11 protein-coding genes and 1 tRNA gene are annotated in these 15,179 nt (G+C 70.6%); 9 read left to right on the forward strand and 3 right to left on the reverse strand.

The annotated features are described in order from the left end of the window. Positions 1–78: 78 nt before the first annotated feature. The gene (locus KF737_RS16295) at positions 79–2,175 is read left to right on the forward strand and encodes a prolyl oligopeptidase family serine peptidase (protein WP_296457146.1); all 2,097 of its coding nucleotides are present in this window, start codon (positions 79–81) and stop codon (positions 2,173–2,175) included. Next, on the forward strand, positions 2,175–2,636 hold the full coding sequence (locus KF737_RS16300) for an NUDIX domain-containing protein (RefSeq protein ID WP_296457149.1): 462 nt from the start codon (positions 2,175–2,177) through the stop codon (positions 2,634–2,636). The genes KF737_RS16295 and KF737_RS16300 overlap by 1 nt, the downstream gene beginning before the upstream one ends. 272 nt (positions 2,637–2,908) lie before the next feature. On the opposite strand, the gene KF737_RS16305 is transcribed toward KF737_RS16300, so the two are convergent. Next, the gene (locus tag KF737_RS16305) at positions 2,909–4,723 is read right to left on the reverse strand and encodes a VWA domain-containing protein (RefSeq protein ID WP_296457153.1); all 1,815 of its coding nucleotides are present in this window, start codon (positions 4,721–4,723) and stop codon (positions 2,909–2,911) included. A 144-nt stretch (positions 4,724–4,867) separates the two neighbouring features. Continuing rightward, positions 4,868–4,941: transfer RNA gene (locus tag KF737_RS16310), tRNA-Cys, on the reverse strand. 111 nt (positions 4,942–5,052) lie between these two features. Between KF737_RS16310 and KF737_RS16315 the strand changes: the two genes are divergently transcribed. The 6 genes from KF737_RS16315 to KF737_RS16340 all read left to right on the forward strand — a co-directional run bounded on the left by KF737_RS16315 (position 5,053) and on the right by KF737_RS16340 (position 12,613). Then, positions 5,053–5,616, forward strand: a complete 564-nt coding sequence (locus KF737_RS16315; RefSeq protein ID WP_296457155.1) for a protein-L-isoaspartate O-methyltransferase — start codon at positions 5,053–5,055, stop codon at positions 5,614–5,616. Between the two features lie 121 nt (positions 5,617–5,737). Next, the gene (locus tag KF737_RS16320) at positions 5,738–7,294 is read left to right on the forward strand and encodes a TolC family outer membrane protein (protein WP_296457159.1); all 1,557 of its coding nucleotides are present in this window, start codon (positions 5,738–5,740) and stop codon (positions 7,292–7,294) included. A gap of 108 nt (positions 7,295–7,402) precedes the next feature. Beyond that, positions 7,403–7,984: a DUF2497 domain-containing protein gene (locus tag KF737_RS16325; RefSeq protein ID WP_296457162.1), complete on the forward strand. Its 582-nt coding sequence runs from the start codon at positions 7,403–7,405 to the stop codon at positions 7,982–7,984. Between the two features lie 228 nt (positions 7,985–8,212). Continuing rightward, a complete protein-coding gene (locus tag KF737_RS16330) occupies positions 8,213–10,879 on the forward strand; it encodes a valine--tRNA ligase (RefSeq protein ID WP_296457165.1) in 2,667 nt (888 codons plus the stop codon). Between the two features lie 5 nt (positions 10,880–10,884). Further along, the gene (locus tag KF737_RS16335) at positions 10,885–11,763 is read left to right on the forward strand and encodes a glycerophosphodiester phosphodiesterase family protein (RefSeq protein WP_296457168.1); all 879 of its coding nucleotides are present in this window, start codon (positions 10,885–10,887) and stop codon (positions 11,761–11,763) included. A 55-nt stretch (positions 11,764–11,818) separates the two neighbouring features. Beyond that, the gene (locus KF737_RS16340; protein ID WP_296457170.1) at positions 11,819–12,613 is read left to right on the forward strand and encodes a hypothetical protein; all 795 of its coding nucleotides are present in this window, start codon (positions 11,819–11,821) and stop codon (positions 12,611–12,613) included. Here the strand turns inward: KF737_RS16340 and KF737_RS16345 are convergent. Beyond that, on the reverse strand, positions 12,597–13,310 hold the full coding sequence (locus KF737_RS16345; protein ID WP_296457173.1) for a class I SAM-dependent methyltransferase: 714 nt from the start codon (positions 13,308–13,310) through the stop codon (positions 12,597–12,599). The two genes, KF737_RS16340 and KF737_RS16345, sit on opposite strands and share 17 nt — an antisense overlap. Positions 13,311–13,451: 141 nt before the next feature. On the opposite strand from KF737_RS16345, the gene KF737_RS16350 reads away from it, so the two are divergent. Next, the gene (locus KF737_RS16350) at positions 13,452–14,945 is read left to right on the forward strand and encodes a peptidase S10 (RefSeq protein WP_296457176.1); all 1,494 of its coding nucleotides are present in this window, start codon (positions 13,452–13,454) and stop codon (positions 14,943–14,945) included. The last annotated feature ends 234 nt before the right edge of the window (positions 14,946–15,179 follow it).

A 15,179-nucleotide genomic window follows, 5' to 3' on the forward strand; every position in this document is an offset into this window, starting at 1 on the left:
CCCCGCTCGCCGCATCGCGCGTGACCCGCAGGCGCCTGCAGGTTAAGGCTCGGCGACCATGTCCATGAGGGGCCGTCCATGCGCCTAGCCGTCGCCGTCGCCCTGCTTGCCGGAGCTTTTCTCATGGGAGCCGCCGCGCCTGACGACGATCCGTACACCTGGATGGAAGAGATCGAGGGCGCCCGCGCGCTCGATTGGGCCAAGGCCGAAAATGCGCGCTCGCTGCCGCAGTTGCAGAACGACCCGCGCTACGCCGGCCTCTATTCCGACGCGCTGAAGATCGCGACCGCCAAGGACCGCATCCCGGCCGTGGGCTTCGCCGGCAAGGGCGTGCTGCGCGACCACTGGCAGGACGCCGACCATGTGCGCGGCCTCTGGCGCGAGACGTCCGTCGAGAGCTACCGGGCCGGCAGCCCGCAGTGGAAGACGCTGATCGACGTCGACGCCCTGGCGAAGGCCGAGAACGCCAACTGGGTCTGGAAGGGCGCCACCTGCCTGCCGCCCGACGACCGCTACTGCCTGGTGGCCCTCTCCAACGGCGGCAAGGACGCCGTCGAGCTTCGCGAGTTCGACACCGCCACGGGCCAGTGGGTCGAGGGCGGCTTCCGCCTGCCGGAAGGCAAGGCCGACGTCTCGTGGATCGACCACGACACTCTGCTGCTGGTCGATGAGTGGAACAAGGGCGACCTGACCACCTCGGGCTACCCCTTCATCGCCAAGATCCTGAAGCGGGGCCAGACCTACGCCCAGGCCCGGCAGGTCTTCACGGGCCAGAAGGACGACGGCGGCTACGGTGTCAGGTCGGTCGTCTATCGCGAGGCCGACGGCAAGGTGGCCGCGGTGGTGATCCGGCGGCCCTTGGACACCTTCAACGCCGAATACTACCTGCTGGTCGACAACCAACGCCCGATCCGCCTCGACCTGCCGAAGAAGTCGAGCCTGCAAGGCTACGTCTCGGGCCGCCTCCTGGTCTCCCTGGAGGAGGACTGGGCCGCGAAGGGCGTGAAGGAGGGCGACCTCGTCGACTTCGACCTCGCCGCGGTGAAGGTCCGGCCGGGGGACCTGAAGCCGGCGCTGGTGCTGCGTCCGACGCTCAGCCAGTCGGTGGAGCAGGTGAAGACGACGAAGGATCGCCTCGTCGTCGTCCTGCTCGACAACGTGAAGGGCCAGGTCCGCAGCTTGAAGCGCACCGGCCATGCCTGGGCCTCGACGACGCTGGACCTGCCGAAGGATTCGACGCTGACCATCGCCTCCGCGTCGGACCACGACGATCGGGTGGTCGTGAACGCCGCGAGCTTCCTCAGCCCCAACAGCCAGTGGCTGGCCGACGCGGCGGGCGGCAAGGCCCAGCAACTGCGCAGCCTGCCGGCCCGCTTCGATGCGTCGAAGTATGCGGTCGACCAGTACTGGGCGACGTCGAAGGACGGTACGAAGGTCCCGTACTTCGTGGTCCACGCGAAGGACATGAAGCTGGACGGCTCCAACCCGACGCTGCTGAACGCCTACGGCGGCTTCCTGATCAGCCAGTCGCCCAACTACATCCCGACCCAGGGCAAGCTCTGGCTCGACAAGGGGGGCGTGTTCGCCGTGGCCAACATCCGCGGCGGCGGCGAGTTCGGCCCGCGCTGGCACAACGCGGGCCTGAAGTTGAAGCGCATGGCGGTCTACGACGACTTCTTCGCCGTCAGCCAGGACCTGATCGACCGCAAGATCACCAACCCGAAGAAGCTGGGCATCGTCGGCGGCTCGAACGGCGGCCTCTTGATGGGCGTGGCGCTGACGAAGCACCCCGAGCTCTACAACGCCGTCATCATCCAGGTGCCGCTGTTCGACATGATCGCCTACGACCACATCGGCGCGGGCGCGTCGTGGATCGGCGAATACGGCGATCCGAAGGTTCCCGAGGAGCGGGCCATGCTGATGACCTATTCGCCGTACCAGAACCTGAAGCCCGGCCAGCCCTATCCGCGGGTGTTCATCGAGACGTCCACCAAGGACGACCGGGTGCATCCGGCGCACGCCCGCAAGGCCGCCGCGCGCCTCAAGGAATACGGCTACGACTACCTCTACTGGGAGAACATCGACGGCGGGCACGCGGCGGCCGCCAACCTCAACGAACGGGCCACCCGCGCGGCGCTCGAATACACCTACCTGATGCAGCGGCTGATGGACTGATGGCGGGCCAGGTCAGCGCCGGCGTGCTGGCCTGGCGGCCGCGGCCGGGCGGGCCGGAGTTCCTGCTGGTCCATCCGGGCGGCCCGTACTGGGCGAAGAGGGACGCCGAGGGCTGGTCGATCCCCAAGGGCCTCGTCGAGCCGGGCGAGGACGGCTGGGCCGCCGCGCGCCGCGAATTCCGCGAGGAGCTGGGGCTGGAGATCGGGGGTGAACCGCAGGCGCTCAAACCCTGCGCCGCGTCCGGCAAGGTGATCCACGCCTGGCTGGTGGAGGCCGACCTGGACGTCTCCGAGATCGTCAGCAACACCTTCGAGATCGAGTGGCCGCCGCGCACCGGCCGCCGGCGGAGCTTCCCGGAGGTGGACCGCGCCGCCTGGTTCGACGCCGCCACCGCCGCGGTGAAGATCCACAAGGGCCAGCGCCCCATCCTGGCCGAAGCGATCGAGCGCGCGGGCAGATAGCCCCCAACCTCCGCTCATCCAATCGCCGCTCATCCGCGCATGCGGGGACCCAGGCTTGCTTTCACAGCGCAGCCATCAGCCGACAGGCCACGTCCGGCATCGGCGTCAAAGTGAAGCCTGGGTCCCGCATCCGCGGGGATGAGCGGATCACCTATTCGACACCAAGCCCACCAAGAGGCTGGCGTCGCCCTTGGTGCGCTTGGCGCCCTTGGTGGTTCGAAACGACGGCGCTTGCGGCGCGCAATGCCCGCCGGCAACGCCTCGCGTCGGGCCTATTCGTTCTGGCTCCGCGCCTCCGCCGCGGCCCGCACGAGCTGCACGAACTCCGCACGCTCGCCGAAGGGGTCGTCGCCGCGGCCGGTCTGGGCGAGGCGGGCGATGTCGGTCCAGCCGAAGGCGTCGGAGACGCGCGGGTCGCGCTTCAGCTTCTGGCCGAAGCCGGCGACCGCGACGGCCCAGCGGGTGGGCTCGGGCGCGGCCTGCAACGAGGCTGCCGCGTCGGCGCGGGTGATCGGGCGCTCTATGAGGCGCGAGCGGGCCTCGCCCGGCAGCTTGTAGCGGATCTTCAGGTAGGCGAGCTCGGCTCCGGGCGCGGCGGCGGGCCGGGCGCTCTGGTAGCGCAGCGGGTCGGCCGAGCCCGCCGCGCCGGCCGGGGTGATCTCGTAGAGCGCCGTCACCGAGGCGCCGGCGCCCACCTCGCCCGCGTCGACCTGGTCGTTGTTGAAGTCCTCGCGGTTCAGCATCCGCGTCTCGTAGCCGATCAGCCGGTACTCGCTGACCTGCGCCGGGTTGAACTCCACCTGCACCTTCACGTCGTCGGCGATGGGGAACAGCGACCGGGTGAAGTCGGTGCGGAACAGCTTGCGCGCCTCCTGCAGGCTGTCGACGTAGGCGGCGGTCCCGTTCCCGTTCTGCGCCAGCGCCTGCATCATGGCGTCGTTGTAGTTGCTGCGGCCGAAGCCGTAGACCGACAGGTAGACGCCGCTCCTGCGCTTGTCGGACACGAAGTCCTTCAGCTTCGACGGGTCGGAGACGCCCACGTTGAAGTCGCCGTCGGTGAGCAGGATGACGCGGTTCACCGCCCGGCGGTCGAAGTTCTCCCGGGCGAGCGCGTAGGCCAGCGACAGGCCCTGGCCGCCGGCCGTCGAGCCGCCCGAGCGGAGCGCGCCCAGCGCACAGCGCATCTTCAGCTTCTGCCGCCCGTCCGTGGGCCCGAGCACCGCGCCGGCCGAGCCGGCGTAGGCCACGATCGAGACGTGGTCCTGCGGCCGCAACTGGTCGATCAGCAGGTTCAGCGACTTCTGCGCCAGCGGCAGGCGGTCCTCGGACCACATGGACCCGGACGTATCGACCAGGAAGACGAGGTTGAGCGGCGGCGCTTCGCTGCGCGCCACGTCGAAGCCCTGGATGCCGATGTGCAGGATCTGCCGCCCGGACGACCACGGCGAGGGCGCCAGCGCCACGTAGTTCGAGAACGGCGAGGCCCGGTCGCGGGGCGGGGCGTAGTGGTAGTCGAAGTAGTTCAACATCTCCTCGACCCGCACCGCGTCGGACGGCGGCCGCACGCCGTCGTTCAGGAAGCGGCGGACGTTCGAGTAGGCGGCGGTGTCCACGTCGACCGAGAAGGTGGAGACGGGCTCGGCGGCGGTCTGCCGGATCGGGTTGGCGACGGCGCCGGGATAGCGCTCGGTGTCGCGCGGCTGCGTGGGGTAGGGGCTGTAGGCGGACGGCCCGGCGACCCGCGAGCCGCTCACGACGACCTCGGCCATGGGCGCGCTCGGCGCGGCCTTGGCGCGCATGTCCTCGGTGCGGCGGGCGACCGGCGGCACGGGCAGCGGCGGGACCATCGGCGCACTCTGCACAACCGGCGGCGGCGGCGGAGGCGGGGGCGGGGCGGCGTACAGCCGGCCGCCGCCGACACCTGCCCGGGCGTACGCCGGATCGGCGGACGACGTGCGGTAGCCGAACGCCGCGCAGGCGTCGGGCGTCGGGCCGCCGTCACGGACGCGGGGTTGCGCGGGGACCGGGCCGGGCAGGGCGGCGGTGAGGCAGGCGAGGCCGAGGGCTCCGAGGCGGCGGCGGGTCATCGCGAAGAACATCCTCCCATCAGGGGTTACCTGAAGGGGGATACGCAGGCTGTGGCCGGATGGGGTTGCGCGTCCCAAAGAACCGCCCTGTTCGGGGGCGGCTTGGGGTTTCGGCCCCTCGGGGCTGGCTTTCCCAGATCGATGTGGAGGCCTGACCGAGAATCGAACTCGGGTGCACGGATTTGCAGTCCGCTGCGTCACCACTCCGCCATCAGGCCGCCGGAGGTGAGGCGCGGGGACTAGCAGAACGCCCCATCAGCCGCAATTGCCTTCCAGGCGGGGCTGCCTATAACGCCCGCCACAGGACACTGCCGTCCCAAGGATTCCCGATGGCCGACTTCGCCGCCGCGCGCCAGAACATGGTGGAAAGCCAGGTGCGCACCCAGGACGTCACCGACGTGCGCATCCACGACGCCATGCGGAAGCTGCCGCGCGAGAGCTTCCTGCCGTCCGGCAAGGCGCATCTGGCCTACGCCGACATCGAGGCCGAATACGCGCCGGGCCGCGTGCTGCTGAAGCCGCGCGACGTGGGCAAGCTGGTGCAGGCGCTGCGCCCGATGCCGGGCGAGCGCGCCCTGGCGATCAGCGCCCCCTACGCCGCCGCCGTGATGGAGGAACTGGGGGCCAGCGTGGTCCGCGTCGAGGCGGGCGAGGCGCTGCCGGCGGGGTCGTTCGACATGATCGTCTGCGAGGGCGCCGTCGCCCGTGCGCCCGAGGCGTGGACCGGCGCGCTCGCGACGAACGGCAGGCTGGGCGTGGTCGAGCGCGACGGGCCGGTGGGCCAGGCCGTGCTCTACGTCCGTTCGCCGGAGGGCCTCGGCCGGCGCGACCTGTTCGATTGTTTCCCGCCCGTGCTGGCGGGTTTCGAGCCGGATCGCGGTTTCGCCTTTTAGTTGCCGCTGAAATCGCCTGGAAACGCGGCGGTGTGAAAAAAGCTTAAGGTGACGTGGCTTGGCCCAGGCGGCAGACGTCAGCATATAAGCCAGCGTCTCTCGCGAGATCGGGGATAAGAAAATGCCGATGAACTTCCGCGGCCGTCTGTTGGCCGCGACCGTGTGCGCCGGCGCGGTTGGCGCCGTCGCCGCCCCCGCGGGGGCCGAGACCCTGGCCGACGCGATCGCGCTGGCCTACCAGAACAATCCGACCCTCCAGGCCCAGCGCGCCACCCAGCGCGCGCTCGACGAGACCTACGTCCAGGCCCGCACCAACTTTCGCCCCACGCTCAGCGTCACCGGAAGCTGGAGCTACTCCGAGACCGCGACCCCGGCCGTCGTCGCCGCCGCCACCGGCGCGTTCGACCGCAACGGCGACGGCATCCTCGACGGCGCCGGCCGCCAGGACGCCGCCCTGAGCCGCGGCGCCTTGACCTTCACCCAGCCGCTGTGGACCGGCGGCCGCGCCGCCGCCGCGGTGAACGCCGCCAACGCCGACGTCCTGGCGGGCCGCGAGAACCTGCGCCGCGTCGAGGCCTCGGTGCTGACCTCGGTGATCCAGGCCTACGCCGACACCCGCCGCGACCAGGAGTCGCTGCGCATCCGCCAGGAGAACGTCGCCGTCCTGACCAGCCAGCTCAAGGAGAGCCAGGCCCGGTTCGACGTGGGCGAACTGACCCGCACCGACGTCGCCCAGTCGCAGGCCCGTCTCGCCCAGGCGCAGGCGCTGCTTCAGCAGGCGATCGCCCAGCTCGCGATCACGCGGGCCGGCTATGCGACCCTGGTGGGCCAGAATCCCGGCCAGCTCGAGCCGGAGCCTTCGCTCGCCTTCATGCTGCCGGGCGATCCGGACGAGGCCTACAAGGTCGCCGAACAGTTCAACCCGCAGCTCCGCGCCCAGCAGTTCACCGAGCAGGCCAGCCGCGCCCGCGTCGCCGCCGCCCATGCCGAGCGGATGCCCACCGTCGGCGTCCAGGCCACCGTCGATTTCCGCAACCAGGTCCGCGAGGAGATCTGGGAACGCGACTTCTTCACCCGCGGCACGAGCCTCGGCGTGCAGGTGCAGGTCCCATTGTTCTCGGGCGGCCTCGTCAGCTCGCGCGTGCGGCAGGCCGTCGAGCGCAACAACGCCGACCGGATCACCGTCGAGGGTGTCCGCCGCAACGTGCTGCAGGGCGTGACCCAGTTCTGGAGCCAGCTCATCGCGGCCCGTGCCAACATCGTCTCCAGCGAGGAGCAGGTCCGCGCGGCCATGATCGCCGCCGAGGGCACGCGCGAGGAGCAGAAGGTGGGCCTGCGCACCACCATCGACGTGCTGAACGCCGAGCAGGAGCTGCGCCAGGCCGAGCTGAACCAGGTGAGCTCGCGTCGCGACGAATATGTGGCGGCCGCCAACGTGCTGGCCACCATGGGCCGCCTGGAGGCCAGGAACCTCGTCCCGGCCGTCCAGCGCTACGACGCGACGAAGAACTTCCGGAAGCTGCGCATCACCTGGGGCTGGGTGCCCTGGGAGGAGCCGATCAGCATCCTGGACGAAGCGGCGACGCCGTGGCCCTCGTCGACGCCGGCCGAGAAGCCGACGGAGGCGCCGATGGCCCCCGGGCTGCAGCCGCCGCCGGCGGCCGCGATCAAGAAATAGTCGTCCTGGAACCCGGCGGCGTGTCGACGCCGCATCAGGCGGGAAATTGCAGGATCGGCGCAGTAAGCCTAGGGTCGGGCGCGCAGATTCCACCTCAGCGGCAAGGTCATGAGCGAACAGAGTTCCCAAGAGCCGACGATGGAGGAAATCCTGGCCTCCATCCGCCGTATCATCTCCGAGGACGAGGCTCCCGCCGAGGGCGGTGAGCCGGCCGCCGCGCCCGAGCCGGAGCCTGAAGCCGCCGTCGCCGAAGAGGCGCCGCCGCCGGCTCCGGAGCCCGAGCCCGAACCCGTGGCCGCGGAGGCTCCGCCGCCCGCGCCCGAACCGGAGCCCGAACCGGAAGACGAGGACGACGACCTGGAGCTGACGCAGCGCGTCGAGACCCACGGCGACCTCGACTTCGTGGAAGCGGCCCCCCCGCCGGCGCCCGAGCCGGTCGCCGCGCCGCCCGAGCCCGCGCCGGTCGCCGCCAGCCTCGTCAGCGAGCACGTCGCCACCGCTGCGGCCGCCGCCTTCGGCCGCCTCTCGGCCAACATCGCCATGCCCGCCTCGGACCGGACGCTGGAAGACGTCGTGCGCGAACTGCTGCGCCCGCTGCTCCAGCAGTGGCTGGACGACAACCTGCCCGGCATCGTGCAGCAGGCCGTCGAGGCCGAAGTCGACCGCATCGCCCGCGCCCGGGTACGCTAGCCTACCTCCCCTGCGAAGCGGGGGAGGGGGACCATCCGCCGAAGAGCGGATGGTGGAGGGGGCGCGCCCTCTCTGCTGACTCATCGGCGATTGATCCATCTGCCGCGCGTGAGGCTCGCCCCCACCACCAGTCGCTCTCCGCTGCGCTCGGCGACCGGTCCCCCTCCCCCGCTTCGCAGGGGAGGTAGGGGTTTCGTCCACCGACAGCGCCCGCTATTGACCGCCCACATGCTCGACAAGACCTTCGATCCCAAGACCGCAGAACCGCGCCTCTACGAGGCCTGGGAGAAATCCGGCGGCTTCGCGCCCACCGACGACCCGAACGCCGAGCCGTTCTCGATCGTGATCCCGCCGCCGAACGTGACGGGCTCGCTGCACATCGGGCACGCGCTCAACAACACCCTGCAGGACGTGCTGATCCGCTTCGAGCGGATGCGCGGGAAGGCGGCGCTCTGGCTGCCCGGCACCGACCACGCCGGCATCGCCACCCAGATGGTGGTCGAGCGCCAGCTCGCGCAGAGCGGCAACCTCAGCCGCCGCGACCTGGGCCGCGACGACTTCGTCGCCAAGGTCTGGGAATGGAAGGCGCAGTCGGGCGGGACCATCGTCAACCAGCTCAAGCGCCTGGGCGCCTCGTGCGACTGGAGCCGCGAGCGGTTCACCCTGGACGAGGGCCTGAGCGCCGCCGTCCGCAAGGTCTTCGTCCAGCTCCACAAGCAGAAGCTCATCTACCGCGACAAGCGGCTGGTGAACTGGGACCCGCACTTCCAGACCGCGATCTCGGACCTGGAGGTCGAGGCGCGCGAGGTCGACGGCCACTTCTGGCACTTCGCCTATCCGCTGGAGGACGGCTCGGGCGAGATCGTCGTCGCCACCACGCGCCCGGAGACGATGCTGGCCGACACCGCCGTCGCGGTTCATCCCAGCGACGAGCGCTACAAGGCCGTGGTCGGCAAGGCCGTGCGCCTGCCCATCGTGAACCGCCCGATCCCGATCATCGCCGACGAGTATCCCGACCCCGGGAAGGGCTCGGGCGCGGTGAAGATCACCCCGGCGCACGATTTCAACGACTTCATGGTGGGCAAGCGCCACAACCTGCCGGTCATCAACATCTTCGACGACTTCGCGCGCCTCAACGACAACGCCCCGCCCGAGTACCGCGGCCTGGACCGCTTCGAGGCCCGCAGGAAGGTGGTCGAGGCGTTCGAGGCCCTGGGCCTGCTGCGCGAGATCGAGAAGACCCGCCACACCGTGCCGCACGGCGACCGCTCGGGCGTGGTCGTCGAGCCCTACCTGACCGACCAGTGGTACGTCGCCGCCGAGGTCCTCGCCAAGCCCGCCATCAAGGCGGTGGAGGAGGGCGACACCGTCTTCGTGCCGAAGAACTGGGAGAAGACCTACTTCGAGTGGATGCGGAACATCCAGCCGTGGTGCGTCAGCCGCCAGCTCTGGTGGGGCCACCGGATCCCCGCGTGGTACGGCCCCGACGGCAGGGCCTTCGTCGAGGAGACGGAGGCCGAGGCCCAGAAGAAGGCCGACGAGCACTACGGCCGGCCCGTGGCCCTGAAGCAGGACGAGGACGTCCTCGACACCTGGTTCTCGTCGGGCCTGTGGCCGTTCTCGACCCTGGGCTGGCCCGAGAAGACGAGCGACCTCGCCCGCTTCTACCCGACCCACACCCTGATCACCGGCTTCGACATCATCTTCTTCTGGGTCGCCCGGATGATGATGCAGGGCCTCCATTTCACCGGCCAGGTCCCGTTCAAGCGGGTCTTCATCAACGCCCTCGTACGCGACGCCGAGGGGAAGAAGATGTCCAAGTCCAAGGGCAACGTCATGGACCCCCTGGAGCTGGTGGACGACTACGGCGCCGACGCGCTGCGCTTCACCCTGACCGCCATGTCGGGCCAGGCGCGCGACATCAAGCTCAGCCGCCAGCGCATTGAGGGCTATCGCAATTTCGGCACCAAGTTGTGGAACGCCACGCGCTTCTGCCAGATGAACGGCTGCGCCCGCGCCGAGGGCTTCGACCCGGCGGCCGTGAAGGCGCCGCTGAACCGCTGGATCGTGGGCGAGACCACGCGGACCGCTCAGGCGGTCACCGCCGCGCTGGCCGACTGCGGGTTCGGCGAGGCCTCCGAGCACCTCTACCGCTTCATCTGGAACCAGTTCTGCGACTGGTACGTCGAGCTCGCCAAGCCCTTGCTGCAAGGTGACGACGCCGCCGCCAGGGCCGAGACCCAGGCGACGGCCGCCTGGGTGCTGGACGTCATCCTGAAGCTGCTGCACCCGGTGATGCCCTTCATCACCGAGGAACTGTGGCTGTCCACCGCCGACCTGGGCGCCCGGCGCGGGGAGGGCGGCTACCTCATGACCGCCCGCTGGCCCGACCTGCCGGAGAGCCTGATCGACGCGGGCGCCGACGCCGAAGTCGCCCTGATCATCGCCGCCATCACCGAGGGCCGCTCGGTCCGCCAGGGCCTGAACGTGCCACCGTCGGCGCAGCCCGCGCTGCTGGTTGTCGAGACCACGGCCGCCCAGCGCGGGGTGCTGGAAGCCAACGCCGCGCTGGTCCAGCGCCTGCTGCGGGTCTCCGAGGTCCGCTTCGTCGACGCCGTGCCGGCGGGGGCGATCCCCTACGTCGTGGAAGGCGCGACCCTGGCCCTGCCGGTCGCCGACTTCATCGACATCGCCGCCGAACGCGCGCGCCTGACGAAGGAGGTCGGAAGCCTCACCGGCGAGATCGCCAAGATCTCCGGCAAGCTGAACAACGCCGACTTCGTCTCCCGCGCCCCCGAAGAGGTGGTCGAGGAGAACCGCGAGCGCCTCGCCGAGACCCAGGCCGCCAAGGCCAGGCTGGAAGAGGCGCTGGCCCGCCTCGGCGCGGCGGGCTGATCGCCATGGCCACGCCCCAGATCATCGCTGGGGCGTGCGGCTACGGCGTCTGGCCGTCGAACTCGCTGGAGGGCGCGCGGGCTTGCCTCGCCGCGTCGGTGGACGGGATCGAGATCGACGTCCACCTGACCGCCGACGGCCACGTGGTGGCGCACCACGACTACCGCATCGCGGCCGACGCGAGCCGGCTGCGCGGGGCGTTCCTGGACGCGCCGGGGCCGCTGTTGCGGGACGCGACGCTGGCCGACCTGCAGGCGTACGACCTGGGGCGGTTCCGGCCCGGCAGCTCGGCGGAGCGGCGTCACCTGGGCGTGGAAGGGATGGACGGCGTGGTCATGCCGACCCTGCCGCAACTGCTCGCCGCGCTCGCGGCCGCCGATGGCCAGCGGCGCTGGATCTTCGTGGAGATCAAGACCGACCCGGCCGACTACCGCCAGTCCGCCGATCCGGTCCGGCTGACCGATGCGGTGCTGCGCGACCTCGACGCGGCGGGCTGGGCGGACCGCGCCAAGATCATCGCCTTCGACTGGTCGGTGCTGCGCGACCTGAGGGCCCGGCGGCCCGAGATTCTGACCGCCCACTTGACCGTGCCCGCGGCCATGCACGACCGCATCGTGCGCCTGCCGGACGGCTCATCGCCCTGGACCGACGGCTGTGATCCCCGCGACTTCGACGGCTCGGAACTGCGGGCGATCCAGGCGCACGGCGGCCGCGAATGGTCGCCGCACATCTCCGACGTGACGCCCGAGCGGGTGGCCGAGGCCAAGGCGCTGGGCCTCGCCGTCGGCGTCTGGGGCGTGGCGAGCGCCGCCGACATCGCCGCCATGACCGCGCTCGGCGTCGACGCCCTGACAGTTTCGGACCCGGACTGGGGCGACGGGTAGGGCGCAGACTGACGTCCGTATGGTCGAGCTTGCGGCTTGGCGTTACAGTCCCCGCATGACGACGTTCACTGGACGACTGCCGCTGTCGGGCGGCCGCGACGACGGCTTCTTCCTCGGCGGCGCGATCGCCATGACGCTGGTGCTGGTGGCGGGCTTCTCGCTCCAGCTCGCCGTGGGCCGCTCCAGCTTCTCTTCGCCGCTGCTGGTCCATGCGCACGCGGTGGTGTTCATGGGCTGGGTCGGAATCTACCTGCTGCAGAACGTGTTCGCCGTCACGGGCCGCACGGCGCTGCACCGGCGGCTGGGCTGGATCGCTGCGGGCTGGATGGTGGCGATGCTGGTGCTGGGCTGCGCCGTCACCGTGGCCATGCTGCGCCGGGGGGGCGTGCCGTTCTTCTTCAGACCGTTGCAGTTCCTGGTCTTCGACCCGGTGGCGCTCGTGACGTTCGTGGGGCTGACGACGTCGGCCATCCTCCTGCGCCGCCGCACCGACTGGCACCGGCGTCTGCATTTCTGCGGCATGGCCATGCTGTTGGGGCCCGGCTTCGGCCGCCTGCTGCCGTCGCCGATGTTCATGCCGTGGGCCTGGGAAGCCACCATGGCGGCGAGCCTGCTGTTCCCGCTCGCGGGCATGGCCGCGGACCTGCGGCGCGAGGGCCGGGTGCACCCCGCCTGGATCCGCGGCTTCGCGGTGATGATCGCCTCGGTGGTGGCGGTCGAGGCGATCACCTACAGCCCGGTGGGCGCGGCGCTCTACCGCGCCGTCACGGCCGGCTCGCCGGGCGCCGCGGTCGCGCCGCTCGACTTCCCGCCGCCTGGGCCGCCGCCGGCGGCTACTCCGGCTTCCTGAACCGCAGCAGGAACTGGTCGGTCTTGCCGCGGATGGCGGGCACGAAGACCATGGTCTTGCGGTCGTCGGCGGGGTTCGCGAAGGCCCGGCTCTCGCCGTCCAGCTTGAAGCCGGCGGCCAGCACGTCCTTCCTCACCTGCGCCTCGTCGATGCGGTGGATGCTCTCGGTGACGCTGAGCGGCGCGCCGGCCTCGGCCGAATGGTCGAGGATCACGTAGACGCCGCCGGGCTTCAGCGCCGCGTAGACCTGCTTGTTGAAGCCGGGCACGTCGGCCGGACCCATGAACTTGTCGTAGAGGTCGTGGTAGTTCTGCCGGATGAAGACCGCGTCCAGCGAGTTGGGTTTCAGGCCCATAGCATCGACCGGCGCCTGCACCAGCTCGATCACCCCGCTCGACGCGCCGGCCGCGGCCTGCATCATCGGCACGACCTCGGGGTGCGCCTTCACCACCTCGGCCGGCTCCACCGCATAGACCTTGCCGTTCGGCCCGACCGCGGCGGCCAGCGCCCGGGTGAAGCGGCCCGCGACCACGTCGGCCACCTTGTCGCCGGGCTTCAGCCCGATGAAGGCGACGACCTCCTCGCGCTTCATGGAGGCGTCGGTCATGGCGTCGGCGGGCGGCGACTGGGCCAGCGCGGACGTGGCGGGTCCGGCGAGGCCCAGGGCCAGGACGGCGGCGGCGATCTTCAGCTTCATGGTTCTCTCCCCGTGGATTGCGGCCGAGCCTAGCAGACCGCGCCGCGGGCCGAACCTGCTTCCCCGCAACGGCGGGTGGTGCTGGCGCAGGGGCCGCGAACCGCCTAGCGTCCGCGCTCGGGTCCAGGGAGGGGCGTATCGATGCACAGGCGTGGAGTGGTGACGGGGCTGGCCGCGGGGCTCGGCATGGCGGTGGCGTCGTCCGCCCTGGCCGATGACGCCAAGGACGGCAAGGACGCGGCCAAGGACAAGATCGACCTGCCGCCGTTCCCGGCCGACGCCAGCGCGAAGCAGACGATGCGGCTCGGCGCCCGCACGCTCAACTACACCGTGACCGTCGGCGCGCTGCCGGTGCGCGACGAGAAGGGCAGGAAGGTGGGGGAGGTGGTCTGCACCGCCTACGTCCTCGACGGCCCCAGGGACGTCGGCCGGCCGGTCACCTTCGCCTTCAACGGCGGCCCCGGCGCGGCGTCGGTCTACCTGAACCTCGGCGCCATCGGCCCCAAGCGGGTGCAGTTCGGGGCGCAGGGCGACGCGCCTTCCGATTCGGCGGTGCTGGTCGACAATCCGGGCACGTGGCTCGACTTCAGCGACATGGTGTTCGTCGATCCGATCGGCACCGGCTACTCGCGCAGCCTCGTCGAGCTGGAGGAGACCAAGAAGCGGTTCTGGTCGATCAAGCCCGACATCGAATACCTCAGCCGCATCGTCTTCGACTGGCTGGTGAAGAACGGCCGCATGGCCTCGCCGAAGTACGTGGTGGGCGAAAGCTACGGCGGCTTCCGCGTGCCGCGCATCACGCGCTACCTGCAGACCAACCTGGGCGTGGGCGTGAACGGCCTGGTGATGGTCTCGCCCTACCTGGAGCCGCCGGCCGACCAGGCGCCCGACTTCTCGCCCATGCCCTGGGTGATCACCCTGCCCAGCATGGCGGCCGCCAACTACGAGCGGCAGGGCAAGCCGCTGAACGCCCAGACCATGGCCGAGGTCGAGGCCTACGCCCGCGGCGAGTTCGTCACCGACCTGATGAAGGGCCGCCGCGACCCCGCCGCCGTCCAGCGGATCGTCCAGCGCGTCACCGCCTACACCGGCCTCGATCCCGCGTTCGTGCAGCAGTCGGGCGGCCGCATCGACAGCTTCACCTTCCTGCGCGAGCTCTATCGCAAGGAGGGCAGGATCGGGAGCTGGTACGACAGCAACGTCACCGCCCAGGATCCCTTCCCGTGGTCGGCCCAGCGGCGCACGGGCGACACGATCCTGGACGCCCTGATCGCGCCCACAACCAGCGCCATCGTCGACCTCACCACGCGCATCGTCGGCTGGAAGGTGGAGGGCCGCTACAACGCGCTGTCGGACGAGGTGGGCGAGAACTGGGAGAAGGGCGTCGAGCTGCAGGACGCGGTGACGGACCTGCGCCAGTCGGTGGCGACCGACCCGAAGATGCGGGCGCTGATCGTCCACGGCTACAACGACCTGAGCTGCCCGTACTTCGCTTCGAAGCTGATCGTCGACCAGATGCCCGAGCCCGACCGCATCAGGCTCAACCTCTATCCGGGCGGCCACATGTTCTACAGCCGGCCGGGCAGCATGGAGGCGTTCCGCAGCGACGTCATGGCCCTCTTCCGCGCCACCTAGGACCTCGGTCGGGCCTTTCAGCTTCGAGGGCGCGTCAGCGCCGTTTTGATTCAACCACGAAGATCACCAAGAGCACGAAGGCGCCGCGGATGAGCTGAGGGCAGCGCGCTTCTCCGACCCTTCGTGGTCTTGGTGATCTTCGTGGTTGGAATCAGGGCGCCTGCGGCGTGCAGGCAGTTCGCCGACTCAGCGGGTCCCGTTGGCCAAGCCTGGTGAGCCGGATGCCGATTGGCT

Source organism: Phenylobacterium sp. (assembly GCF_019636135.1).
GTDB lineage: Bacteria > Pseudomonadota > Alphaproteobacteria > Caulobacterales > Caulobacteraceae > Phenylobacterium.

Excerpts from the sequence above, each read along its gene's own strand:
- KF737_RS16295 (WP_296457146.1), top strand. The coding sequence starts at position 79 with ATGCGCCTAGCCGTCGCCGTCGCCCTGCTTGCCGGAGCTTTTCTCATG.
- KF737_RS16300 (WP_296457149.1), top strand. The coding sequence starts at position 2,175 with ATGGCGGGCCAGGTCAGCGCCGGCGTGCTGGCCTGGCGGCCGCGGCCG.
- KF737_RS16305 (WP_296457153.1), bottom strand. The coding sequence starts at position 4,723 with ATGACCCGCCGCCGCCTCGGAGCCCTCGGCCTCGCCTGCCTCACCGCC.
- KF737_RS16315 (WP_296457155.1), top strand. The coding sequence starts at position 5,053 with ATGGCCGACTTCGCCGCCGCGCGCCAGAACATGGTGGAAAGCCAGGTG.
- KF737_RS16320 (WP_296457159.1), top strand. The coding sequence starts at position 5,738 with ATGCCGATGAACTTCCGCGGCCGTCTGTTGGCCGCGACCGTGTGCGCC.
- KF737_RS16325 (WP_296457162.1), top strand. The coding sequence starts at position 7,403 with ATGAGCGAACAGAGTTCCCAAGAGCCGACGATGGAGGAAATCCTGGCC.
- KF737_RS16330 (WP_296457165.1), top strand. The coding sequence starts at position 8,213 with ATGCTCGACAAGACCTTCGATCCCAAGACCGCAGAACCGCGCCTCTAC.
- KF737_RS16335 (WP_296457168.1), top strand. The coding sequence starts at position 10,885 with ATGGCCACGCCCCAGATCATCGCTGGGGCGTGCGGCTACGGCGTCTGG.
- KF737_RS16340 (WP_296457170.1), top strand. The coding sequence starts at position 11,819 with ATGACGACGTTCACTGGACGACTGCCGCTGTCGGGCGGCCGCGACGAC.
- KF737_RS16345 (WP_296457173.1), bottom strand. The coding sequence starts at position 13,310 with ATGAAGCTGAAGATCGCCGCCGCCGTCCTGGCCCTGGGCCTCGCCGGA.
- KF737_RS16350 (WP_296457176.1), top strand. The coding sequence starts at position 13,452 with ATGCACAGGCGTGGAGTGGTGACGGGGCTGGCCGCGGGGCTCGGCATG.